Below are 24012 nucleotides of genomic sequence, written 5' to 3' on the forward strand. Positions count from 1 at the left end.
GGCTACTCTCGGCCCTTACGCCTGGAAACGGTTCGCCGCCACGTCGAACCACGGCGTGCACAGCATCTGTTGTTTCCCGACCACCGCGAACGAGGCGCGCCACAACTGGCCCTGCGATGCAGTGTGCGGCTGGTCGAAGTCGGTTTCGTTGAAACGCATGACGCCCACGCACCAACGCAGGCGCTTCGGGGCAAGCGTGCCCTTGAGGGCGTATTCGAATCGCGCCGACACTTCCTTGCCCGGCTCGAGCCGCAGCGCGATCGGCGTGGGCGGAACGGTCGGTGACGGCCGACGCAGCGGCAGCACGCCGTGCATCAACTCGACGTCCTCGCCTTCGGTCTTTTCAGTCGGAATGCCGACCTCGCCGGCTTTCTGCCGTCCGGTATCGATCGCGTGGAAATTGCCCCGATCGAACACCGCCAGCGGCGCGTCGGCGGTATTGCGCAAGCGATAGCTCACCGCCACGATGCGCGCGGCGGGTTGATAGTCGAAGCGGACCTTCAACACGCTGCCTTGTTCGCCCTGCACGGTCGCCTGAGCTGCCGCTGCGTCCTGGATCGAGGTTGTGGAACTCATACTGCTCTCCGAATGCGTTTTCGACCGTTGCGTTTGCGCGCAGGCGGTGGCGATGCCCGCCGCCAGGACCGCGATCACTATCGATGCGCCGGCACGACAGGCCGGGCGGGCTGGGCGCGCGAGCTTCACCGCCGCGGCCCCATGGACAGCGGCGCTTCGCCCGGCGTGGCCATTTCCATCACCGGCCCAGCTTGCGCCTGCGCTTGCTGATCCACGGTCCTGATGGTTTCTTCGCGGAAGGACTGGCCGATTTCTCCGGATGCGACACGCTGGGTGGCCGCTCGCAGCGCCGCCGGATCGCCCGAGCCCAACGCCGCCAACAGACCGCTGACCCGGCTGTCGATCCCGGCGAAAGCCGTGCCGCCGGCAGCCGGCAAACCGGTCGGCACGTCAGCGCGCGCCATATCGCCGCTCCAGCCGCCGACGTTGTAGTTCGGACGTTGCGGCAAACCCATTTCCTCGCGCAGGCCGTTTTCGCTGAGCGCCTTGGGATTGGCGGTGGTCGCCGGGGTCGCCGGATCGCGATCGAAATCGAAGGCCGCGCCGCCGTTGTTGAGGCCGACCGCCTGCATCTCGTCGTTGTTGATGCCGTTGTCGGGACCGGCGCCGGCATAGGTGCCGCGCTGCGCGGTGCCGTTGACGCCGTTGTAGGCGTGCGACAACTCGTGGAACAGCACCACCGACGGAGCCGGAAACTGTTCGCTGTGGTTGGACGGGTTGTAGCTGACGGTGGTGTTCTCGCCGCCGCCGGCCACGGTGGTACCGCCCGGTCCGGGCCGCAGATAGGTGGGCGGCGTCACCGGACCGGCCGAGCCGTTGTATTCGTTCTGCAGCTCGGTGATGGTCGTGCTCTTGCCGGTGCCGGTGACCGGATCGGCGGCGCGGTCGAGCTCGCCCAGCATCTGCCGGCCGTTGGGCGAAGAGCGCAGCATCTCGATGTCGGCTTCGGTGCGTTGGGTAAACCCCGCCGAGCCGTTGACCGTGACGCTGGCGCCGATCGCGGCGCTCATGTCGACCTCGACCACGCGGTTGGAAGCGCCGCGCGCGACGGTGATGTTGTCGCTGCCCGATTGGCCGTAGATCACGTCGTTGCCGGAGCGGTTGTCGACCCGGTCCGCGCCCGCGCCGGTGTAGACGCGATCGTTGCCGCGCCCGCCGACGAGGTTGTCGTCGCCCAGGCCGCCGGACAGCACATCGTCGCCGCGGCCGCCGTCGATGCGGTCGTTGCCCTTGCCGCCTTCGATGTAGTCGCGGCCATCGCCGCCGAGTAACTGGTCGTTGCCGTCGCCGCCGTAGACCACATCGTTGCCGCGCCCGGCGTCGATGGTGTCGTTGCCGGTGTTGCCGAACACGTCGTCGCGGCCGTCGCCGCTGCGAATCGTGTCGTTGCCCTCGCCGCCGTCGATGCGGTCGCGGCCCGAGCCGGTGGTGATGGTGTCATTGCCGGCGCCACCGTCGACATCCATGTTCACGCTGACCCGCGGCTGGGCCGTGACGACATCGTTGCCGTCGCCCGTGCGCATGCCCAGTTCCTGCCCGGGCGCGAGGGTGATCTGGTAACGGCTGCCGTTGATGTTCACGTCGAGCACGCCGTTGCGGCGTTGATCGACATTGACCCGATCGTCGCCGGCGCCGGTGCTGATCACCACCTTGTCGCCGAATTGATCGCCGCCGATCACCTGCTCGCGGGTGATGACGACATCGCCGCGGCGGAACAATTCCTGCGATACGGTCGGCTTGCCGTCGGCGGTCGTGCCGTTGACCGCCGCGGGACCGCCGGCGGGGACGGTGCTGCCATGCACGACCGTGGGCGGCGTGCCAGCCGCGGCGCGGGTCGAAGAATCGGTCTCGGGTTCGCTGGCCATTACCACTCCCTGTGTCCGGCGCCACGTCGTCGTCTTCGACCGTGCGTGTGCGCCTGCGACTGCCTTGTTGCGGACGATGCCCTGAAGCTGGCCGTGCCATGGGAACACGTTTGCGGCGCCAGCGACAAGGCAGCGCCGGCCGCGGCCATGTCAGGACGCGGCGCGCGTCACTGTGCCGGCGCGCGCCGGGCTGCTCTACTATCGGCCGGTTTGATAGTGGTCGATTTGATATCGAACCGGTTAAGACCGGGCGGTTTCAAGACAAGCCAGTTTAAGATCGGTCCGCCGCGACGCAGCCAACGTCGATGCTTCCGTCCCCGCGTCGCCGCTGCATTGCGCGCAGCGACATCCATCGCAGTGAAACCCACCAGGAACCGATTCGGCCGTGACCGAGCGCGCACCGTCCCCGCCCGCACTGGAACCGACCTCGCGCCGCTGGGCGCTGCTGGCCGGCGCGAGCTGTCTGTTGCCGCTGCTGTTGCAATTGCCGCTGCAGATCGCCCTGACCATCGCCGGTGCCGGCATCGGCGTGGGCGTGCTGTCGTGGCGCAAACCGTTGCCGGCGCTGTTGCGATTGGTGATGGTGCTGGCGCTGGTCGGCACCGTGCTGGTGCTCACCCGCTTCGCCATCGGCCGCGACACCGGTTGCGCGTTGCTCGCGGCGATGTTCGCGCTCAAGCCGTCGGAGACCTACACCCTGCGCGACGCGCGCAGTCTGATCGGTTTCGCTCTGTTCGGCCCGTTCGCGACCTTCCTGCTCGATCAGGGGCCGTTGTCGCTGATCCTGGGCCTGGCCGCGGCCTTGTTCGCGCTGGCCACCTTGCAACGCCTGGCCGAAGTCGAAGCGCGTCCGGAACCGGGCCGCGCGGTCGAACCGGCGTTGTCGCCGTGGCAACGCCTGAGCGCGATCGGCCGCCTGGTCGGGATCGGCCTGCCGCTGGCGCTGGCGGTGTTCTGGCTGTTCCCGCGCCTGGGCTCGCCGCTGTGGGGCGTGCCCGAACGCGCGCTCGCGCGCCCGGGCCTGTCGGACAAGATGGCGCCGGGCGAGATGGTCGATCTGATGAACGACGAGACCGTCACCCTGCGCGCGCGTTTCCGCGGCGCCACCCCGCCGACCTCGCAGATGTACTGGCGCGGTCCGGTGCTGTGGAATTTCGACGGCCGCCAATGGACTCAGCCGCGCTGGTTCCGCGGCCTGCCGCCGGCGCCGGTGCGTTCGAGCCGGGTGCTGTGGGATTACGACCTGGAAGTCGAGGCCACCGACGACCGTCAGTTCGTCGCCCTCGACCTGCCGCGGGCCGCGCCGCCGAATTCGCGCCTGTCGCTCGATCACGGCATCTATGCCGAGCAGACCCTGACCTCGCTCACTCGCTGGCATCTGCAATCGTCGCCGCCGGTCAATTACGAACCCGAATTGCGCGAAACCATGCGCCGCGCCGCGCTCGCCCTGCCCGAGGGCTACAACCCGCGCACCCTGGCGCTGGCGCAGCGCTGGCGGCGCGAACTGGGCAGTAATGATGCGGCCATCGTCGAACGCGCGATGACGATGATCCACCGCGAGTTCGCCTACACCCTGACCACGCCGCTGCTCGGCCGGCATTCGGTCGACGAGTTCCTGTTCGACCAGAAAGCCGGCTTCTGTGAACACTTCAGCTCTTCGTTCGTGGTGCTGATGCGTTCGGCCGGCATCCCCGCGCGCGTGGTCACCGGGTATGCCGGCGGTTACTACAACCGGATCGGCGACTATTGGCTGGTGCGCCGCTCCGATGCGCATGCCTGGGCCGAGGTCTGGTTGCAAGGCCGCGGCTGGGTGCGGGTCGACCCGACCGCCGCGGTCGCGCCCGAACGCATCTACGACACCCTGGCCGATCGCGCGCCCGGCGCCAGCGGCCTGTTCGGTTCGATCGGCGCGGTCACGCCGCTGTTCAATCTCAGCGACTGGATGCGCCGCGGCTGGAACGACTTCGTGCTCGGCTTCGACGCCAACCGCCAGCAACGGCTGTTGCAGCCGTTCGGCGTGGATCGCCTCGACAGCACCAGGCTGATTGTGCTGTTTGTGTTGTTTGCGAGCGTCGCCGGGCTGTGGATGATTTGGCTCAGCAGCCGCGGCGAGCGCGAGCGCGACCCGGTGCTGCGCGCCTGGCATGCCCTGGGCCGGCGCTACCGCCGGCTGGGCCTGGAGCGCGAACCGCACGAGCCGGCCCTGGCCTGGGCTGAACGTGTCGGAAAGGCGCGTCCGGATTTGGCGATCGGCCTGCTCCAACTTAGCCAACATTTCAGCGATTGGCGGTACGCTGGTGGTCAAGCCGGGCGGCGCGAGGCCCGAGAACTGCGCAACGAACTGGTCCGGGCGCTACGCGTACACCGTCCGGGCCGCACTGGAGAACGTCGATGAAGCTCCGTCTTGCCTTGTTAGCCGCCAGCGTCGCGCTGCTCAGCGCGTGCGTGAGCGCACCCAAACCGCTGCAGGGCGCGTTCACCGCCCTGACCCCGGCCGACGCCGCCGCCAACGACAGCACCGGCGCGGTGGTGCGCTGGGGCGGCCGCATCGTCTCGGTCGAGCCGCAGGCCAACCGCACCTGCTTCGAAATGATCTCGACCCGCCTGACCGACACCGGCCGTCCGTACTGGGCGACCGACGACACCGGCGGCCGCTTCCTGGCCTGCCGCACCGGTTTCTACGATCCGGCCTTGTTCGAGACCAACCGCGAAGTGACCTTCACCGGCCGCATCTCGGGCTACGAAACGCGGCGCATCGGTCAGTACGACTACCGCTTCCCGCAGCTCGACGCCGAAGTGGTCTATCTGTGGCCGGTGCGGCAACAAGTCGACGTGATCGAACGTCCGGCGCCGTGGCCGTGGTGGGGGTGGTGGTGAACCTGTCGCGATGATCTATCGCGAAGCGTGAGGCGAACTGAAGGCGCGAAAGCGCCTTCGGTCGTTTTGGGGGGCCTGAAGCCAAGTGAGCATCGCCCCCTTTGAAAAAGGGGGCTGGCGCCTGCGATGCAGGAAGTCTTAGCAACGGCTCAATGCGCCGGGGGATTTGCTTTTTGTTGCGGGCGATTCGATCGTGAGGCGAACTGAAGGCGCGAAAGCGCCTTCGGTCGTTTTGGGGCTTGAAGCCAAGTGAGCATCGCCCCCTTTGGAAAATGGGGCTGGCGCCTGAGATGCATGAAGTCTTAGCAACGGCTCAATGCGCCGGGGGATTTGCTTTTTGTTGCGGGCGATTCGGGTGCTGGGGTTAAAAGCGAATCCCCCCTGCCCCCCTTTTCCAAAGGGGGGAACAGCAACGGCAACAGCTACAGCTACAGCTACAGCTACAGCAGAGGCAACGGCACGCGACGAGGTTGAGCGACATTGGGCAACGCCCATCATCGTCATCGTCAACCAACGCGATCGCCGATCAATGCGGCGTGCCGAACCGCCCCAGATGCGCGCCCGCCAGCAAATGCAGATGCAGTTGGAACACCGTCTGCCCGCCGTGCTCGTTGCAGTTCATCACCAAGCGATAGCCGTCCTGCGCGAACCCTTCGCGCTGCGCATACGCGGCGGCCGCATGCGCCAGTTTGCCGACGATCGCGGCCTGATCGGCCTGCAGATCGTTGAGCGTGGCGATCGGCGTCTTGGGCACGAACAGCACATGCACCGGCGCCTGCGGCGCGATGTCGCGGAACGCGATCAGCTCGTCGTCCTCGTACACGATGTCGGCGGGCAGTTCGCGACGGATGATCTTGCCGAAGATGGTGGAGTCGGTCATAGAGGGGCCGGGAATCGGGAATGGAGAATAGGGAATCGTAACGGTACACCGTAACCCTCAGGCTTTTCGCCCTACCGATTCCCGATTCCCCATTCCCGGCTCTCACCCCATCTCGCTGCGACTGCCAAACGCATGCGACAGCGTGCCGCGATCGACATATTCGAGTTCGCCGCCCAGCGGCACGCCATGCGCGAGCCGGCTCGGACGCACCTGATGCTGGCGCGCGAGCTGGGCCAGGTAATGCGCGGTGGCCTCGCCTTCGACGGTGGGATTGGTCGCGACGATCAGTTCCTGCACCTCGCCCTCGGCCAGACGCGCGGCCAGGCGGTCCAGGCCCAGTTCGCGCGGGCCGATGCCGTCGAGCGGGCTCAACCGGCCCTGCAGGATGAAGTACAGCCCGCGATAACCGGTGGCCTGCTCGATCGCCAGGCGGTCGGCCGGCGATTCTACCGCGCACAGCAGATGCGCGTCGCGCGAACCACTGGCGCAGGTCGCGCAGACCTCGGTTTCGCTGAAGTCCCGGCAGCGCACGCAATGGCCGATCTTCTCGATCGCCTCGGCCAGGGCGTTGGACAAGCGCTGGCCGCCCGCGCGCTCGCGTTCGAGCACGTGATAGGCCATGCGCTGGGCCGATTTCTGGCCGACGCCCGGCAATACGCGGAACGCGTCGATCAGTTGTTCGAGCAGCGCGCTGCTCATGCGCCGACCCGACGCGCGAACAGGCGCACGAGCCAACTACTATGCGCGGCGACCGGCACGGCGGCGCTCACTCCGACGGGGTGAAGTTGCTGCGCGCGACCGGCTCGCGATTCATCGCGCGCACCACGTTGAGACAGACGATCGCGCCCAGCAGCGGCAACAGCCAGACGAAGGCCGACTGCACGGCTTTCTGCGCGCCGGTCAGGTCCGGCTCGCGCCAGATCGCCCAGGTCGTGTAGACGTCCAGGCCCAGCAGGATCGCCGCGATCAGCGCAGCGGTGAGGCCGATATGAAAACCCATGTGATGCGTTCCGTGGTGGCGTGGTCAGGCGTCGTGATTGGCGGCGCGATCAGAACGGCAGCTTCATGCCCGGCGGCATCGGCATGCCGGCGGTGGCGGCCGACATCCGGGTCTGCGATTCGGCGTTGATCTTGTTCACCGCATCGTTGAACGCGGCGGCGACCAGGTCCTCGGCCATTTCCGCATCGCTGATCACCGACGGATCGATGCGCACCTTGCGGCATTCCATGCGCCCGGTCAGGGTCACGGTGACCATGCCGGCGCCGGCGCTGCCGGTGACTTCGATCTTGGCCAGTTCTTCCTGGGCGCGCTGCACGTTTTCCTGCATTTTCTGCGCTTGTTGCATGAGTTGGGCGATGTTGCCGCGCATGGTGTCCTGCCTGTCGTGAGTTGTCTGGTAGCGGGTGCGATGGCCGCGAGGATGGCGCGGCCACGCGTCATCGGTATGAATACCGATCCTGTCTTGGGCCGCAAGCGGCCCGACGCAAGGGGCGCGGCGGTCGCGCGGCCTCAGGCGTCGTCGAACGGCCGGATCGAGTCGGCCACGACCTTGGCGCCGTGATCCTCGATCAGCCGGCGCACATCGGGATCGTTCATGAACATGTCCTCGGCCGCCGCCTGACGCTGGTCGCGCGCGCGCTGGTTGCGCGCGTGCAGCGACTCGCCGGACTTGACGGTTTCGAAGCGGATCTGCGGCGCCACGCCCAGGCGCGTGGCCAGCGCATCGGCGACCCGCTGGACCAGGGCCGGCGCGCGCAGATGGTCGTCGTCGGGGCTGAGCGACAGGTTCAGCACGCCGTCGGCGTAGCCGATGAAACCGGCGTGCTCGGCCAGGATCCGGGCCGGGCCGCGCAGGCCGCTGGCATCGACGATGGCGTGCCAGGCGTCGTCGTCGGCGATGCCGGCAGACGATGAACCCGTCGCCGCAGCGCGCGCGGGCATGGTGATCGGCTCGGAGATAGATGCCGGTGCGGACGGGCTCGCGGACGGCGCGGCGAACATATCGTCGCGTGGCGGCTCGCTGGGGATCGGCGCTTGCACCGGTGCGGCTTGCGTCGGCGCCGGGGCGCGGACGGGTTCGCGCATCGGCTCGGCCCGGGTTTCGATCGGGGCCGGTTCGGCCTTCGCTTCGACCCGTGGTTCGGGCTTGGCTTCGACCGCTGCCGCGGCGACCCGCGCCGGCGGCTTGTCGTGCAAAGGTTCGTCTTCCGGCCACAGCGGCTCGTCGCGGACCGCGACGAAAGCATCCGCGGGCCTGGGCTCGCTGACCCGCACCGACGGCGCAGGCTCGCTGTCCGGGAAAGCCGGCGCAGTGCGCGGCGCAACAGGCTCGCTGCGCGACGGCGCGGGCGTTGCGGGTTCGGCGGATACCGGCGGCGCGGCGCGCGCAGGCGCCTGCTCGGGCAGCGCCCACGGCGGCCGATCGTCGGTCTGTTCGCGCGAAGGCATCGCCTCGCGCGACGGCGGCGCGGCGTCGCGAGCCGGGTTGTGTATCGGTGGCGCCTGTTTCGGTGCGGCTTGAACCGGCGCACTGTGGACCGATGCGCTCTGCGTCGACCCAGCCTCGCGGCCCGGCGTGCCCATCTCGCGAATCGCCGCGGCGGCCTGCGCGGCGGCATTGGCCGACCGCACCGGTTCGCTGCGACCGCCCGAGGACGGGCCGGGGCCGGGCGAGGCCGGTTCGCCCGCCGCGCTCGGCCGGAACGCGAGCATGCGCAGCACGCTCATCTCGAACCCCGCGCGCGGGCTCGGCGCCAGCGGCAGATCGCGGCGGCCGTTGACGCTCATCTGGTACCACAGCTGCACCAGCTCGGGCCGCAGCTGCGCGGCCAGATGATCGACATCGACCCCGTCGGCCTCGACCAGGGCCTCGGGCACCAGCTGCCGCACCTGGATCCGGTGCAAAGCGTCGCCGAGCGCCTCGAGCACGCTGCCCCAGTCCGGCGAGAATTCGGCCAGGGTCGCGACCTCATCGAGCAGACGCTGACCCTCGCCGTCGGCCAACGCCGACAGCACCGCACCGACCCGGGTGCGGTCGACCGAACCCAGCATCGCCGCGACCGCCGCGCCCTCCAGCGGCGCATCGCCGCCCGCGCCGGCGTAGGCGATCGCCTGATCGAGCAGCGACAGACCGTCGCGCAGGCTGCCGTCGGCGGCCTTGGCCAACTGGCGGATCGCCGATTCGTCCACGCCGATGCCCTCGGCGGCGAGGATGCGGGTCATCTGCCCGCTGATCTGCTGCTCGTCCAGGCGCTTGAGGTTGAACTGCAGGCAGCGCGACAGCACCGTCACCGGCAGTTTCTGCGGATCGGTGGTGGCGAGCAGGAATTTGACGTGCCCCGGCGGCTCCTCCAGCGTCTTGAGCAGCGCGTTGAACGCCGACTTCGACAGCATGTGGACTTCGTCGATCAGATAGACCTTGACCCGTCCGCGGCTGGGCATGTACTGGGCGTTGTCGATCACCTCGCGCACGTCGTCCACGCCGGTGTTGCTGGCGGCGTCGATCTCGAGCAGGTCGATGTAGCGGCCGGCGTCGATGTCCAGACAGGCGCTGCACTGCCCGCACGGGTCGGCCGAGGTGCCGTGCTCGCAGTTCAGCGACTTGGCGAAGATGCGCGCGATCGTGGTCTTGCCGACGCCGCGCGTACCGGTGAACAGGAAGGCGTGGTGGACGCGGCCGGTGCCGAGCGCATTGGTCAGCGCGCGTACCACGTGCTCCTGCCCGACCAGTTCGGCGAAACGCTTGGGGCGCCATTTGCGGGCGAGGACGAGATAGGACATCGGATCCTTGAAAACGTTGAGCAGGCGGGGCGGAAGAGCGACGGCTGGGGCGTGCGACGGACGGGCGGCGGGCGTCCGGACCGGCCGGATACCCTCACCGGCGACCGTCGCGGCCGCCGCGACAAGGGTCCCCAGGCGGACACCGCCGGCGGACCCAAACGCACCCGAGCATTGTGCCACGCCCCACCCTCGCGCCCGAGCGCCGCCCCCGCTCCCGGCGTCCCAACCGCACCGTGGCTTGTTACTGCGACCGCTCGCCGCTAGAATCCCCGGCTCTGCACGGCCCGCGCATGCGGCCGGACAGGTCCGGAGAGGTGTCCGAGTGGTTGAAGGAGCACGCCTGGAAAGTGTGTAAGCGTCTAAACCGCGCTTCGGGGGTTCGAATCCCCCTCTCTCCGCCAGATCAATGAACTAAGCCCATGATTTTCATGGGCTTTTTTCTTTTTCTCCTGTCCCGGTATGCCATCCAGTATGCCATGGCAACTTTGCTGCTGTTGGGGCCCGTTGCGTGGGGTTGTGCCACGGGCCAAGCGCGGCTACTACGCGCATGGGGGTGTCCAACTCTAAGTTCGGTCCTGGCCAGCCGAGCAACGGCCCCGGCTGCTGGAGTGACCGCGAAATCCCCTGTGCCGTCAGGCCGGGATTTCCGGAGCGATTTTCGGATCACCCCGTGAAATCCGCTCCTTATTCAATTTCCTCGCGCCTGCTCAGCATGTCCCTTGAGGACGGCCATCCCGGCTGTCCCGATCGAGGACAATCACATGCCACCCGGCACCGTTAACGAAATGGCCGCGCAGTTCACCGCGGCGTACCAAGCACTCAAGGACAAGAAAGAGGCCGAACGGCTCCTTACGCTCATCAAGCCGATGATCCTGTCAGCAAAGACCGACGGCATCAGTGACAAGGAGTTGATCGACCTGATCAATTCCCTGGGGCTCCGGGAGAAGTTCTATCCAGCCAAACTCAAGGAGCTGCGCGGGCGGCTCGCAAAGGCCGAGCCGGAGCCGCCCGCCAATGACGGGGAGGACCCGGCATCGATCGAGGGATCCCTTCACCCGCTCGCAGCCGCGCCCAGCGCCCGTCTCGATGGGGCTGCGGCATGAACATGCTTACTCAGCTCACAGCCTTCCCAGCACCCGACTACAACTTTGGCATGCTGCCACCGTTGGCCGGGGCTGCTGCAAAGGCAGTGTGCGCCAAGACCCCAGAAGCCTGCCCCGCCATGGTCCGAACGCACATGCTATCGGTGTTGTCCTCTGCGGTTGCTCCTCTCTACGTAATGTCGCCGCCCAACTGGACGCCCATTCCCATCGGCGTCAACACGCTGTGCATCGCCGATGTTGGTGGAAGTAAGAGCCCGGTACACGAGTGCATGATCCAGCCGCTCAAGGATCACGTTCGAGACAGCTTCGCTCGGTATGAGGTCGCGCGGACCGAAGCGAGCGCCGCGTCGGCCGAGCAAAAGTTCCACATCAAGCTCCTGAAGACCGAGATTGCGCGCCGCCTGCGCAAGCAGGAGCCCGCGCAGGATCTTCTTGCGACACTGGCCGAGCTGCACCGCACGGCCACGGCGGCCCCCAAACACCGTCCGCGCCTCGCGAGCAACCTTGACCTGGAAAGCCTGCTTGACCAGCTGGATGGCGAGTACGAAGCAGTCGATTTCCTTACCGACGAAGGTGACAAGCTGCTGAGCTCCAGCTTGATGCGCCACGTGTCGGATCTGGTTGATCTGATCGACGGAAAATCGCTGGAATTTCGGCGAGAGAAGAAGAGGCATCTCTATGCCAGCCAACCACGTGGCACGTTCGGCTTGCTGGCGCAGTCCGCCGCGATCGAGCCGTTCCGCCCCCGGTGCAAGCGCAATGAGTACACCGAGCACAAGGCCGTCAGGCTCGGCTTCTTCGCGCGTTTCCTCGTCTGCGTCGCCCAGCCGTCGCCTATGGGCAATCGATACGCACCCGCGGGCGACGATGACGAGGCTCTTTCGAATCTCCACGAGACGCTCAAGGAGCTTTACGACCTGCACCAGGACAACCAGGAGGCCGGTGGCATTGCGCCCATCGAACTGGCCTTCGCACCTGACGCGCTGGGCTACTGGGACGAGCTGTGCCGCATCACTCACAATCTCAAGTTCGGACAGCTCGCGCATATCGCCGACTTCGTCTCGAAGATGCTCAACTTGACCGCCCGACTGGCTGCGGTGCTGCATGTATGGGAAAGCCAGACCCACTACGTCTCGATCTCCTGCCTCCAACGTGCCTGGGCGCTTGTCTACTGGCATGCCACCCAGTACGAACTCGTGTTCGTGCCGCCGCCTCCCCTGCCCCAACAGGAGGCCGACGTGGCAGCCGTAATCGAGCACTTGAAGATCTTTCGCTTTGAAACCGACTACAAGGAAGTTCCCACGGAGCCCATTGGCCTGTTGCTTGGCATTCCCAGCAATCGTCTGCGCGCCGCCCTTCTACGCATGGAGCAGCGAGACCTGATCGAGTTGTGCGGCGGCAAGACAACGTTTATCAACTGCATGAAGATGTTCTCGCGATCGCGCAACATTACGTGGCGGTAAGCGTCACAGAGCAAACAAAATGTCCGGCAAGCGCCGGGCATTTTTTTATGCATGATCCGGCACTTCCGCATGATTGCGCTCGCTCGTCAGACCTCGATAGGTATAGTTTTCCAAACATCACGAGCCAACGTCACAAGCATCTCGTGCCGCTTTTCGATGGATGAAGCATCCCACGCAGGAAACGCCGCCAGCTTTTCATTGATTCGAGAGATAGACGTGTTCTGTCCGACGTCGGTCAGCGCCACCAAGCTTCGGGTTAGGTAGTTGCCGCTCTTGCCGTACTCGACCTGCTTGACAGTGTAGAAGTCGTTTCCCGCGACAATGTTGATCGGTTTTTCCAGCAAGGTCAGATTGCCGAGTCGATTCTTGTAGTCATCGTAGACCGCGTTCGGGCTTTCTGCCGCCCACGCGGCGCGCAGTTCCGCCTTCGGGTTGTCGGGGAGGATGTGCTCGATTTCCAGCTTGGTGAAAGGCTCCAGACTGCCCCGCGACTTCAGGCCGCTGAACGCCATCTCGACGTGCTGTGTTAGCCGTGCCAGCAGGTAGCGCGTGCGGTACTGCTGCATCGAATACAGCGTGAAACGCTTGAGGGCGTCGGCCAGCTCCTGTGCTTTGCTCGCCATGTTCGTCTCGAAGCGCTCGGCAATGAAGTCGTTGAGCTGCACCTTCTGTTTCGCCGGATCGCTGGTCTCGGCAATTGCGCGCAGCTCGTCGGCCCACTGAGAGAAGCTGCGTTCTAGATCCTTGGTCGGTGTCTTGGTGAAGATGTAGTAGAAGAGGAAGCTCTCCAGCTGCGCCACGAAATGGTCGAACAGCGGCTTGGGGAAATTCGCCGCCGCCAGCAGCAGGACAAAGTGCAAACTGAACGCACCGCCTGCCAGCCGCTTGAGGCTGTCCATCGCCAGACTAGGCTTGCCATCGTTGCCGAGGCCATTGGCGAAAGCCAGATAGTGCTCGACGTTGCGGATAACCTTGCGCACGAACTCGAAGGGCTTGCCTGCGTAATCGCACAGCGCCGCGTTGTCCTTGGCGATGAACCAATCGTAGATCTCGTCCTCACGCACTACCGCGTCGCCGCGCTCGTTCTTGATGACGTAATTGGCCATCAGGAAGTAGCGCAAGAAGCGCAGCGGCTTTTCCTTCTCCTTCTCAAGCGGCTTGGTGATCTTCTTCCACTCGTCCTTGAGCTGGGTGAACTGCCCCTGCTTGACCTGCGTGAACAGCAGGTTCTTCAGCAAGTCCATCGGGTTCAGTCCAACGCCGCGCTCGTTGATGGTCTCGAAGATCTTCAGCGCGCTGCTGACGTCGGTGGAGATCTGGATGAACACTACGTTGTTGGCCAAGTAGCCCCAATACTTCTTCAGTTTTGGCGCGTCGTCGTAGTTGTCCTTCAAGTAGCGATACAGCGTGCTGTAGGCGCTGACCAGATTTTCCAGCGAGCCAAAGCTGGCGATGCCTGCCGCCTGAATGCCCGCGCGCACCGCCTGAGGATCGGCGTCCAGCTCCACCAGCTTGGACATTACTTCACCCGCACTCTCGTAACGCGGCTCCAGCTTCAGGTTGGTGCGCACCTCGCCGTCGCTGTCCACGTAACTGGTCGAGATCAACCCGGAGATCATCTGCCGCTGCGGCTCGCCCTGGAACAGATGCTTCAGCGCGCACAGGAGCAGGAAGAAGGTGGTCAGACGCTGCTGGCCGTCGATCACCTCGTAATGGTTCTTCTGGTCGGTCGGCGACACCAGCACTGTGCCGATGAAGTATTCCCGCGTCGTGCCCGCATCGATCTGCTCCCCAATGTCCTCCAGCAACTGATGCACTTCCTTGTCCGTCCAGACGTACTCGCGCTGATAGTCCGGGACGATGTAGAAGCATTCCCGGAATGCTTCTTCGATGCTGTACTTGTGGTTTTCGATGCGTGCCATCTTTCTGTCCTTCTTTTTCTATTTGATCGGGCCGGGGCTTTGATTGGATCCAATTTGTGGCGGCTCGGATTGGGTGCTGCTTCGTTGAGTCGCCTCCAACTCAGAGATGCGGGCTGCCAGTGAATGCACATGTTGTCGCAGCGCTTCATTCTCACGCTCAACGGCTGAAAGCTGTTTGTTTCCTTGCTCGACCACAGTCAGCAGTTTTGCTTGCCACTGATCACCAGCGAGACCGTTGTTCCGATCTTGGACGTAGGCGAGGCCTGAGAGAATCAAGGCGAGCAACGCTAGTACAGCCGAAACGCCAACTGACCAAACAGCGATGGTGATCTGCTTTCGCGTGGACTTGTCTGCCTTGCGATCGCGCTCGTCGAACTGCTCCATCAGGGCACTCGCCGCCTCGGCCAAATCCTTGAGAGTCTTGGCCGATTCGGCGGTCATCTTCCCCGTGAGTCGGACCATCTCCAGCTCTTCCGCGCGCTCGCGCGCCATACGTGCGCTGTGCTCTGCGAGATGATTGCTTATCTCCAAGTGTCCACGGGAAAGCGACGGTTCGAGCGTTGGACGGGAAATGGCTTCAAACGCCTTCACTGTCGATCCAAGTTCCGTGTAGCTCTTTCGCACCTGATCGAAAAGTCCACGACTAGAGCCAAGGATCTTCTCTTGCAGCTGCTTTGCGGCTTGGTGCTGGTGTTCGACTTCGCCCTGCATCAGCCGAATCAGGTAAGCCGAGGCCGATTCACCATCCTCCCGCGCAACAGGCTTGCGATCCTCCGCACGTTCCCGGACTTTCTGCCATTCAGACGATTGAACATACGCTTCGGCAATCTGCTCGACTTCATCGTCTGAAAGCGTCTTTGTGATCTCCTGATCGAGAGGGATGCGTTCCGGCGCGTCATCTGTTTCCACGGTCAGGCTGCCGATGCTGGAGAGGAAATTCCTGACCTGACTGTATACCCCCGCAGGCTCCAGGCTCCCGAAATCAGTCATATCTCGGACCCGCAGCGGGTACAGATAGATACGGCCAATCGATGTCTCAACCTCGGTGATGGGCTTCGACCGCAGCAGTAACTTCAGCGATTTCTTCTTCGGCTCGTCGCCATGCGGTTGTGTCGGTTCCGTCATCGCCTAAGTCTCGTTCTCATATCGTGCTGCGCAATGCGACGAACTGGTTACTCGGACCTTCCGACCGAAGGATCAGGTTCGCACTGTTCGACACCACGTAGGCCAGAGGCCGCGTCAAGTTGAACGGGAACAGCACGGGCAGCGACTGCAGACTGGGTACTGAAACGGGCTTGCCGGCGTAGCGCACGGCCGTCTCGATCAACCAGGCCGTCAGTCCGTCGTTGTCGATCGCGGTTGGTGCCAGCCGGATGACCCGCTTGCCTTTCTCGACCCGCTCCACGGCGCCCCAACTCGCCTGGCTCTGGATGACCATGTTGGTCATGCGCCGAGTGCCTTCGCGCTCTCCGTAGGTCTCGCTCATCCGGCGATGCACTTCGGCGGACGCGCAGTCGCCCTGGATGGCGGAGAGGCGGCCCACCAGCTCGGCCACTTTGCCAAAAAACGGGTAGGTCGCCACCGACATACCCCAGCACAGCGCCGCGACCGGTATGTCCGGCTGCGTCTTGTGGATGGCCACGCCGCGATCCGCGTAATCGACCAGTTCGGCGCGCGGCTCCAGCCACAGCCGATTCAATACGGTGCGTGTTTTCTTCTTGGCTTCCACGCCAAGCTCGGCTGCATCGAGCAGTGCATTCAGATCATCTAGCCCAGCCGCGCCCGCACGAATATTCAGTGCCGCAGCCGCCCAATCAAGCTGAATGAACCGATCAAAGCCTATTTTTGGGGCTGATGAATTCATTCGGTACCAATCACATAACTGACTTTCACAAAGGGCACGATCAACTCTTCGATCGACACCCCGCCGTGGACCACCACCTGCTCGCCCTCCGGCACAAAGGCGGTTCGTCCGCCTGCGAATAGGGGCATGAAGTTCGCGGGTAGTCCAGCGATGTCCAACCTGACTGTGGTGGGATAGGCCGCAGCGGAATCGGCCAGCAACGGCTCACTCCGGTAGACCCGCACGCGCTCTCCACGCGTCTCGGCAATCACGCCCTGGTTGGGTCTGCCGACGCCGGTGGACTCCACATTGCCGTGGTCCGCCGTGAGATAGATGTGGTATCCCCTGTCCAGCAGCAGCGAGAACAGTCGGTCGACGAATCCGGTCGACAACCAGTTGCCGATCCACATCGCCACGTCCTTCTTAGACCGCTCCTTGTGGAGCCGATCGTCCACCTCATCGATGACCAGGCCCACCACCTTCGGACGCCGGTCGTTCAAGTCCGCCTCAAGCACATCCAGTTGATCAATCTGGCGCAGCGCGCGTCGGTACATCACCTCATTCGAGTTGACGCCTTCGTTCTGCCAGAACGTCTTCCACAAGGATTCCTCCTTGTCCGTCCTGTCGATGGAGTCGTCGAACTCACGTGGTTTCAGGCCAGAGAACAGCGCCTGGCGCGACACCGATGTCACGGTCGGCAGCCATGCGAAAGCGGTTCCTTCGTCGAACGCGAAGCACTTTGTGGTGGCGATCAGGCGCTCGCGGATCTGCACCCACTGATCGAAGGCCAGCCCGTCGAACACCAATAGAGCGACCTTGGTTTCCCCTGCGGACCGCCGATGGCGCAAGAAGCGCGGCACGTGGTGCACCATCACCGGGCCCTTGGTCACCGGCTGCAGGATCAGGTCGGCGTAGTGCTTGGCTGCGACCCAGGCTTGCAGATGCTCGTCCGATTGCGCCTGCAAGGTCTTGATCCGCTCCCGAATGACCGGCAAGTGTTCGCTGCCTTCCGTGCCTGGCAGGCCATGCGTGCGGGCCAGGATCTCACCGTAGCGCTTGGCGAACTCGCTCCAGTCCTTGTGCGAAGATGCCGCCGTTGGCGTCGCATCGATCAGGCCATCGATGCCTTTGAGCACCAACGCATGCAACGCCGCTGGGTCCTGAACGATCCCGGCCTTGATCCAACTCGGCACTCCAGCCGGGACGCTGTGCACCGCCAGCGGATGCAAGCTGCCGTCGAGGAACATGGAGTCGACCAGCACCTGCACATCGGAGTGGTCGAAGGGAATCTCGATCTTGGCGACGTAATCTGGCGGCGGAGGTTCGCCTGTACGGGTGCCATCCAGCCCCAATTTCGACAAGTAGCGATACCACGCGTCCTGCACCACACGCAGCAGCGCACTCTTGGATGCCAGCCATGTGGCGACGGGTTGGTCCGGGAACAGCCCTTTGTCTTGGATGATGCTCGCCGCGTGCTGGGCAAACAGGGGCGGCAACGAACGGTTGGCGAAGTGAAGCCGCAACAGCTCGCGCCAGAAGTCCACCTGGGTGCGGATAGACCTTGGCGCCAGTTGGTAGACGTGCTCGAGGATGAAGTCCTTCGATTCGTTCTCGCCCCGTGCATTCTGCAATTCCGTATGGTGGGCTTGAAACAGCCCGGCAAGATGCTCCGGCTCCACTTGTTGCACGGCGCTGTAAGCCAGCTTGGGGAACAGATCGGCAAGGCTGAGGCGCACCACACGACCGTGATGCACGATGTCCCACGGCAACGCATTCGCGTCGGCGCTGCGCAGATGCAAAACCAGAGAGGGCGCTGGTCCTTGCTCACCCCGATCCCATGCCGCGCGGTAGCGTTCCTCATATTCCGCGCGGAAGGCAAACGGGTCCTCGTAGAGCATCAGCTCAAAGCCGCGACCGCGTAGCTCGGTCAACAGCTTCTCGTCGAGCAACACATCATCAGGGTCGCAAGCCACCCATAGCCGGGTGAGATCGGCTGTGAAGTGGCTCAGGATGCGTTTCGTCCAAAGGCTCATGCATCACCTCCGACGCGCACCATCATCACGGCATTCAAATCCGGCACGCTGGCCTCCATGTCATCGAGAGCGGCCATGCGTGCATCGTGTTCTTGTTGCAGCCGCTTGCGCCGGTGCTCGCGCACGGCGGGCAAGCCAATTCGTCCAATCGCCTGGCTTCGTGCCTCGAACGCATACACCGCACGCTCGCGTTCTTCCTTCAGCCGGGCGCGGTGTTCGGTCAGCAGTTCAGTGAAGATTCGTTCACCATGGGTACTGGCGGCGGCATGCGATGCCTCGAACCATTTCACCGACTCCTCGGCACCGGTCACGGCAAGCACATCCACGGTTTCAGTCAGCAGCAGATCCCAGACGCGCTTGGCTGTCGGCACGAAGGGCCGGCCTTCCTCGTTGATGAACACCGGCAGGAAGCGCTTCCGACTCAAGCCTTCAGCCGCCAGACTGATCTCCCACAGCGACCAAATGCCGCGTACCGAATCCGGCAGCCCGGTCACGCGGATCACCGGCAGTGGCTGGCCGGCGACAAAGCGCGGCAGCTCGCTGATCACAGCACGGGCACGTGGATCTTCCATCGTGACCCATTCCAACTCCGGGTTCTCATCCGCAGTGCGGGCGTCAAAGCAGGCCTGCACCGATTCGCTGCCGTCTGCCCACTTCACCCGCCATGCATTGCCCGCCTTGATGGCGGAGCCACCGCGCGCAGCCAACCCGCTGGTGATGGCGCGCTCCAGCCAGAACTGCGCTGGGTGGTCGCGCCACTTGCGGGCATCGTCGGCATCCAGATCATGTTCAGTAGTGAGCAGATCGCTATTCTTCTTCGACTCTGCAAGGGTGGAGCGCAGTTGCGACACCACCGCGTCGCACTCCTGTTCGATGGCATCAGGGTTCTGCAGACCGTGCACGAACAGCTCGTCGAAGATCGGGTCGGCCTCAGCCGAATCCATCACATCAGCCGCCTTGTCGACGCCAAACTCCTGCGCGATGACCTCGAGCTTTTCCTCCAGCACCTGGCGCACGCGGTGTTCCACGGTGTCTTCAAGCACGAAATTGATGGCGCGGACCACGTGCTTCTGACCAATGCGGTCCACCCGGCCAATGCGCTGCTCGATCCGCATCGGGTTCCACGGCATGTCGAAGTTGACGATGACGTGGCAGAACTGCAGGTTCAAACCTTCACCACCGGCATCGGTGGATATCAGCACGCGCACATCCTTGGAGAACGCCTGCTGCGCACGGGTGCGGGTTTCCAGATCCATGCTGCCGTTGAGCGTTGTCACCGAAAATCCACGGCTCTCCAGGAAATCGGCCAGCATGGCTTGCGTGGGCACGAACTCGGTGAAGATCAGCACCTTCAGCGCCGGGTCGCCTTCCTCCTGCTGCAGCTTGTAGATCAGCTCCAGCAGCGCCTCGGCCTTGGCATCGGTGCCAGCGGCCTCGGTTTCCCGTGCCAGATCCAGCAGCATCTCGACTTCGGACTTCTCCAGCTCCCAGCCACTGGACTGCATGGCCAGATCCACCTGGGACTGGCCGTCGAGGTCCGCCCACTCGTCAGCGCTGGTGTTCTCGAACAGGTTGGCCTGCGGCTGCGGTGCTTCAAGCAGGGCCTGGCGCTTTTCCAGCGTGGTGCGGATGGCTGCCGTACTGGACGTCACCAGCCGCTGCATCAGGATCATCAAGAAGCCGATGTGGCGCTGCTTGGCCGCCATGGCCTGGTTGTAGCCGTGGCGCACATAGTCGGTCACCGCCTCGTACAGGCGCTGCTGCGAGCCATGTCGTGCCTGCCAGGCAACCGCCTGCAGCCGGGTGACACGCGGCTTGAACAGCGGCTGGCCTTCAGCATTGATCGATGCGCGCTTCTCGGTGCGGATCACGAAGGGGCGCACACGGTCGCGGCTGACGCTGCTCTCATCCGGGAAGGCCTCGCGGTCCAGTAACTGCATCAAGCGCATGAACTGATCGGTCTTGCCCTGGTGCGGCGTTGCTGAGAGCAACAAGAGATAGGGTGATGCTTCGGCCAGTGCGGCGCCCAGCTTGTAGCGGGCCACCTGCTCGGTGCTGCCGCCCATACGGTGGGCTTCGTCAATGATGACCAGATCCCACGATGCTGAGATCAGGTCCTCGAAGCGCTCGCGGTTGTAGGTGTTGAGTTGCTCCAGGCTCCAGCCGCGCCGGCCTTCCAGGGGCTTCACCGAGTCCAGCGAGCAGATCACCTGGTCGTGCATGCGCCACAGGTTTTCTTCCTCGCCCGCGCCGCCGCTGGGCCACTGGCGGAAGGCCGCCAGCTCGGACGGCTCGATGAACTGAAACTTCTCGCCGAAGTGCAGACGCATCTCTGCCTGCCATTGGCGCACCAGCCCCTTGGGCGCCACCACCAAGATGCGCTTCACCCGGCCACGCAACTTCAACTCGCGCAGCACCAAGCCGGCCTCGATGGTCTTGCCCAGGCCCACTTCATCGGCCAGCAGGTAGCGGATGCGATCACGGCTGATCGCGCGGTTCAGCGCATAGAGCTGATGCGGCAGCGGCACCACGCTGGACTGGATGGGCGCCAGCAGCAGGTTGTCCTCCAGCGCGTCCAGCAGCTTGGCCGCCGCCGTGGTGTGCAGGATCTGCTCCACGCTCGGGCGTACGCTTTCCAGCGAGGCAAGGTCCGCCGCCCGGGCGCGCACCACCGCGTCCTTGGCCGGCAGCCAGACGCGGTAAGCGACCTCGCCCCATACGTCCTGGCGCTCGATCACCCGGCAGGGCGATGCCTGCCGGGTGAACCAGCACCAGTCGCCGATGGTGAATCCGCCGCCGGCCACGCTCAGATCCCGTCTTCGGTACGGGTCAGCGCGAGGTCATAGAGGGTGAGCAGCTTCTCGTCCTCTTGCAGCGCCTCGTCAGGCACCTTCTTCGCGATGTCGATAATCGTCTGGTAGTCCTTATTGCCCCATGCGGCTCTGAAGCCAGCGCGCAGCGCTTCCAGGCGGAATTCCTTCAGTCGACGACCCGTGAATGCTCGATAGTGGTCGAACTCCTTGAGCAACGCCTTCTCGCGCTTCTTTTCCAAGTCCTGTGCTTTGTTCGGGTCGGGCACGTACCAACGATCCTTGGCCTTGGCCACGAGGGCTGGGCTGTTCTTCTCCAAGCCGCGCAGATCCTTGTGGTTGGTCGAGAGATAACTATGAATCTGGCTCGGGACCTCCCCCGTGCCGTCGTACTGAATGAAGTTATCTTCGAGCAAGGCGGCAAGTTCAGGCTTGGACTCATGCTTCTTCCAACCAGCCCCGAGTTGGCTGATGAAATCTGTGTGGATCTCTTGATAGGTTGAAGGGCCACGTTTCAAAAAATCGGACAACCAATCAATCGCACTGCGCTCATCAGATACGAACATCTCCATTTGAGGAGCGATGGCAACCTGCATACGCTTCTTGTCGTACTCGGTGACCTGATCCGGCAAAAAGACCATTCCATCCCGCTCAACAAACCGCTGAGTGAGACCTGATTGAAATTCGTGTGTCGACATTGGGACAGGTGTGTTGTGCAGGACAAACCAGGCCACCATGCGATCAAAGATTATTCGCGGATCGCGCTCCGCGATGAACTCAAGTTCTCCATCTTTGACTTTTACTCTCGGCAAATATCGCAGGTGGGTCCGAACGAAATCCCAAACAGATTCTTCAGTCCCTCCTGACTTGGAGAATCGGTCTTCAAGTCCGCCATTCGGTTTGTATGCAGAAATAACCAAATCTTGTTTAACTGCCGTTGTTGTCGTGATGGCTTTAAAGCTTCCTTTCTGCTTATCAAGAGCAGCAACGTTGGCGACTACGAACCCCGCTTCCTGCAACGATGTTTGAATTGCATTCCAAACACTTGCTTGCGTATTCGAAAACTCGATGGTGACCCAACGACCTGGCTTGAGTGCCTCGTAGACGTTTTTTAAACCGTCCGCCATCATTTTTCGATAGTCGTTCAACGATTTTGACTGTGCTTTGCTTTCGATCGCTTCATCTTTGGCATCGGTCAGCGCGCCAAGCCAGCCCTCCCAGAGCGCGTTAAGCTCCGAGTACATGATGTTGGCGCCAAAAGGTGGGTCTATGAAAGCATAGTCAATTGAGTTGTGCGGCAGCTTCAGTCCCTGCGTTGATTGCGTCGACAATATTGCGTTCAGCTCATTGATGTCTGTTTTTGATTCGCTCTTTGAGATTGCGTTATCGAGCATCTCAAACATATTCAGCTCTTTGACAAGAGATGGAATATAGAGGGTTCCATTAGTCGGCCCGCCCCCCGCACCCCAAGTACCTGCCTGATAAGTCAAGCCATATCTTTTTGTTATACGGAACGCGACCGTTGTCACCAGTGACTTTAGTAGCGGATGTTCGCACAAGGCATTAAATGCCGCCAATGCAATGCGATTTCTTCCCGTGTAGAAATGATGAATGTGAGTCAATCCATGGGACTCAATTGGTTGACGGGTATTAAAACCTGTCGGCAACTGGAACGTTGGACACCATTCGGTTGCCCTAAGAGACTCCGTTTTTAGAATCAGGGCAATGTCAGCTTGATCAGGAATCTTTTGAAATCTTTTCTTCCCAACCTTGTAGTTGATCATCACTGGAACCTGGACTGCCTGCTCAACTATATGCCCCAAGTATGGGTCCATCAATTTCTGCCATTTCCTTTCCATTGAGCGCTTCGTTAGTGAAGCGGCACATGAAGGACAGCTGAATTGATCGTTAACCTTCCCCCCCTCTATATCAACGGCAGTATTCCAAAACACAACATCGCCAGCGCATTCTGGGCATGTAAATACATCAGACCATACCGTGTAATTAACTCTGCCGACCGCACAAACTTTCCCTAGGTCGGGGACATCTTTTGAGTTGATCTCCTCTACGGCAAGCTGAAGCTGATCGTTAGTTGGGCTATGAGCCGTTTGAAACATCCACCCATACTTTTCCTCGGCTGCGCGAAGCACTTTTTGCGCATCGCGTTGAAATGAGATAGGGTCAGATGGGGTGTTGTAAACATATGAAATAAAACCAGCGACTGGAGATAAGTCGCTCAATATGGCTTTTCTTGCGCCGACCTTCGAAAACGGAACCCACGACTCTTTTCCGTCGACAATCTCTTCTCTCGAAACAACCCCATTCGAGTCCACTTTGTACCCAAGAGACTCAACAATGGCCTTATTTCCGCAAAGTTGGGCTGCGATTCCGGTTGCACCACTGCCCGCAAACGCATCCTGGACTATATCGCCCGGCTCGGTGTACTGAAGGATGTAGCGCATGATCGCTCTATGCGGAACTTTGGTGTGATACGGATGGAGCTTATATAGCGGGTCGTATTTGCCTTCACTCACATCTGCAAAGAATGGCTCTTTGAGATACTGGACGGATGAGTCGTATGATTTTCCGTAGTACTGAATAAAATCCTCGATGAAAGGATTCGGGCAGGCCGTGTAGTACGGCGGATCAGATAGAGCCAGGATGGCCTCGTCTGTACCCTGCGGAAAGCCTCCGATCTTCCGGAACGCCGGATCTTTCAACTTCTCGGCAAGCAGCTTCAGGTAGTGCTCGCGGCGAGCCTCATCACTCGGGAACGTTTGCCCGAGGCATTCAACCGGGCCGGATTTGGCCGCGTGGTTCTGGAAGAGATCACTCATCAGTCATTCCTCAAATTCTTGT

At 63.0% G+C, this 24012-nt stretch carries 17 protein-coding genes and 1 tRNA gene; 5 read left to right on the top strand and 13 right to left on the bottom strand.

The genetic code is table 11. The features are described 5' to 3' along the window. Positions 1–15 precede the first annotated feature (15 nt). Together IEQ11_RS15825 and IEQ11_RS15830 are read right to left on the bottom strand one after the other, a co-directional pair. Positions 16–576: a hypothetical protein gene (locus tag IEQ11_RS15825; protein ID WP_191823361.1), complete on the bottom strand. Its 561-nt coding sequence runs from the start codon at positions 574–576 to the stop codon at positions 16–18. 125 nt (positions 577–701) lie between these two features. Further along, complete coding sequence (locus IEQ11_RS15830) at positions 702–2441, bottom strand: M91 family zinc metallopeptidase (protein WP_191823360.1); 1740 nt, start codon at positions 2439–2441, stop codon at positions 702–704. Between the two features lie 385 nt (positions 2442–2826). Between IEQ11_RS15830 and IEQ11_RS15835 the strand changes: the two genes are divergently transcribed. Further along, on the top strand, positions 2827–4836 hold the full coding sequence (locus IEQ11_RS15835) for a transglutaminase TgpA family protein (RefSeq protein WP_191823359.1): 2010 nt from the start codon (positions 2827–2829) through the stop codon (positions 4834–4836). Next, the gene (locus IEQ11_RS15840) at positions 4833–5318 is read left to right on the top strand and encodes a Slp family lipoprotein (protein ID WP_046657215.1); all 486 of its coding nucleotides are present in this window, start codon (positions 4833–4835) and stop codon (positions 5316–5318) included. Before IEQ11_RS15835 ends, IEQ11_RS15840 begins: the two co-directional genes overlap by 4 nt. Positions 5319–5844: 526 nt before the next feature. Here IEQ11_RS15840 and IEQ11_RS15845 read toward each other — a convergent pair. From IEQ11_RS15845 to dnaX, 5 genes are all read right to left on the bottom strand, one after another. Next, positions 5845–6198: a histidine triad nucleotide-binding protein gene (locus tag IEQ11_RS15845; protein ID WP_036112012.1), complete on the bottom strand. Its 354-nt coding sequence runs from the start codon at positions 6196–6198 to the stop codon at positions 5845–5847. A 102-nt stretch (positions 6199–6300) separates the two neighbouring features. After that, positions 6301–6897, bottom strand: coding sequence for a recombination mediator RecR (recR, locus tag IEQ11_RS15850; RefSeq protein WP_046657220.1), 597 nt, complete (start codon positions 6895–6897; stop codon positions 6301–6303). A 67-nt stretch (positions 6898–6964) separates the two neighbouring features. After that, the gene (locus IEQ11_RS15855) at positions 6965–7198 is read right to left on the bottom strand and encodes a hypothetical protein (RefSeq protein ID WP_036112016.1); all 234 of its coding nucleotides are present in this window, start codon (positions 7196–7198) and stop codon (positions 6965–6967) included. 49 nt (positions 7199–7247) lie between these two features. Beyond that, the gene (locus tag IEQ11_RS15860) at positions 7248–7568 is read right to left on the bottom strand and encodes a YbaB/EbfC family nucleoid-associated protein (protein ID WP_036112019.1); all 321 of its coding nucleotides are present in this window, start codon (positions 7566–7568) and stop codon (positions 7248–7250) included. Positions 7569–7708: 140 nt separating this feature from the next. Then, a complete protein-coding gene (dnaX, locus tag IEQ11_RS15865; RefSeq protein WP_191823358.1) occupies positions 7709–9979 on the bottom strand; it encodes a DNA polymerase III subunit gamma/tau in 2271 nt (756 codons plus the stop codon). A 308-nt stretch (positions 9980–10287) separates the two neighbouring features. On the opposite strand from dnaX, the gene IEQ11_RS15870 reads away from it, so the two are divergent. From IEQ11_RS15870 to IEQ11_RS15880, 3 genes are all read left to right on the top strand, one after another. Beyond that, a tRNA-Ser gene (locus tag IEQ11_RS15870) sits at positions 10288–10380 on the top strand. 360 nt (positions 10381–10740) lie between these two features. Next, positions 10741–11082: a hypothetical protein gene (locus IEQ11_RS15875; RefSeq protein ID WP_191823357.1), complete on the top strand. Its 342-nt coding sequence runs from the start codon at positions 10741–10743 to the stop codon at positions 11080–11082. Further along, a complete protein-coding gene (locus IEQ11_RS15880) occupies positions 11079–12545 on the top strand; it encodes a YfjI family protein (RefSeq protein WP_191823356.1) in 1467 nt (488 codons plus the stop codon). Before IEQ11_RS15875 ends, IEQ11_RS15880 begins: the two co-directional genes overlap by 4 nt. An 86-nt stretch (positions 12546–12631) precedes the next feature. On the opposite strand, the gene IEQ11_RS15885 is transcribed toward IEQ11_RS15880, so the two are convergent. From IEQ11_RS15885 to IEQ11_RS15910, 6 genes are read right to left on the bottom strand one after another with little or no spacing between them, the layout of a single operon-like run. Beyond that, positions 12632–14467 carry a DUF262 domain-containing protein gene (locus IEQ11_RS15885; RefSeq protein WP_191823355.1) on the bottom strand — a complete coding sequence of 612 codons (1836 nt, stop codon included), beginning with the start codon at positions 14465–14467 and terminating at the stop codon, positions 12632–12634. 18 nt (positions 14468–14485) lie between these two features. Further along, a complete protein-coding gene (locus IEQ11_RS15890) occupies positions 14486–15592 on the bottom strand; it encodes a hypothetical protein (protein WP_191823354.1) in 1107 nt (368 codons plus the stop codon). A gap of 16 nt (positions 15593–15608) precedes the next feature. Next, entirely contained in the window at positions 15609–16331 is a 723-nt protein-coding gene (locus IEQ11_RS15895; protein WP_191823353.1) for a hypothetical protein, read from the bottom strand. After that, positions 16328–18343, bottom strand: a complete 2016-nt coding sequence (gene pglZ / locus IEQ11_RS15900) for a BREX-3 system phosphatase PglZ (RefSeq protein WP_191823352.1) — start codon at positions 18341–18343, stop codon at positions 16328–16330. Before pglZ ends, IEQ11_RS15895 begins: the two co-directional genes overlap by 4 nt. Then, a complete protein-coding gene (locus IEQ11_RS15905) occupies positions 18340–21147 on the bottom strand; it encodes a DEAD/DEAH box helicase (protein ID WP_191823351.1) in 2808 nt (935 codons plus the stop codon). Before IEQ11_RS15905 ends, pglZ begins: the two co-directional genes overlap by 4 nt. 2 nt (positions 21148–21149) lie before the next feature. Next, positions 21150–23990, bottom strand: a complete 2841-nt coding sequence (locus IEQ11_RS15910; protein ID WP_191823350.1) for a DNA methyltransferase — start codon at positions 23988–23990, stop codon at positions 21150–21152. Positions 23991–24012 lie beyond the last annotated feature (22 nt).

Source organism: Lysobacter capsici (genome assembly GCF_014779555.2).
Classification (GTDB): domain Bacteria; phylum Pseudomonadota; class Gammaproteobacteria; order Xanthomonadales; family Xanthomonadaceae; genus Lysobacter; species Lysobacter capsici.

Coding starts and splice junctions, on each gene's coding strand:
- IEQ11_RS15830 (WP_191823360.1), bottom strand. CDS start 2,441: ATGGCCAGCGAACCCGAGACCGATTCTTCGACCCGCGCCGCGGCTGGC.
- IEQ11_RS15885 (WP_191823355.1), bottom strand. CDS start 14,467: ATGGCACGCATCGAAAACCACAAGTACAGCATCGAAGAAGCATTCCGG.
- IEQ11_RS15845 (WP_036112012.1), bottom strand. CDS start 6,198: ATGACCGACTCCACCATCTTCGGCAAGATCATCCGTCGCGAACTGCCC.
- IEQ11_RS15840 (WP_046657215.1), top strand. CDS start 4,833: ATGAAGCTCCGTCTTGCCTTGTTAGCCGCCAGCGTCGCGCTGCTCAGC.
- IEQ11_RS15880 (WP_191823356.1), top strand. CDS start 11,079: ATGAACATGCTTACTCAGCTCACAGCCTTCCCAGCACCCGACTACAAC.
- dnaX (WP_191823358.1), bottom strand. CDS start 9,979: ATGTCCTATCTCGTCCTCGCCCGCAAATGGCGCCCCAAGCGTTTCGCC.
- IEQ11_RS15895 (WP_191823353.1), bottom strand. CDS start 16,331: ATGAATTCATCAGCCCCAAAAATAGGCTTTGATCGGTTCATTCAGCTT.
- pglZ (WP_191823352.1), bottom strand. CDS start 18,343: ATGAGCCTTTGGACGAAACGCATCCTGAGCCACTTCACAGCCGATCTC.
- IEQ11_RS15875 (WP_191823357.1), top strand. CDS start 10,741: ATGCCACCCGGCACCGTTAACGAAATGGCCGCGCAGTTCACCGCGGCG.
- IEQ11_RS15855 (WP_036112016.1), bottom strand. CDS start 7,198: ATGGGTTTTCATATCGGCCTCACCGCTGCGCTGATCGCGGCGATCCTG.
- IEQ11_RS15825 (WP_191823361.1), bottom strand. CDS start 576: ATGAGTTCCACAACCTCGATCCAGGACGCAGCGGCAGCTCAGGCGACC.
- IEQ11_RS15910 (WP_191823350.1), bottom strand. CDS start 23,990: ATGAGTGATCTCTTCCAGAACCACGCGGCCAAATCCGGCCCGGTTGAA.
- IEQ11_RS15890 (WP_191823354.1), bottom strand. CDS start 15,592: ATGACGGAACCGACACAACCGCATGGCGACGAGCCGAAGAAGAAATCG.
- recR (WP_046657220.1), bottom strand. CDS start 6,897: ATGAGCAGCGCGCTGCTCGAACAACTGATCGACGCGTTCCGCGTATTG.
- IEQ11_RS15860 (WP_036112019.1), bottom strand. CDS start 7,568: ATGCGCGGCAACATCGCCCAACTCATGCAACAAGCGCAGAAAATGCAG.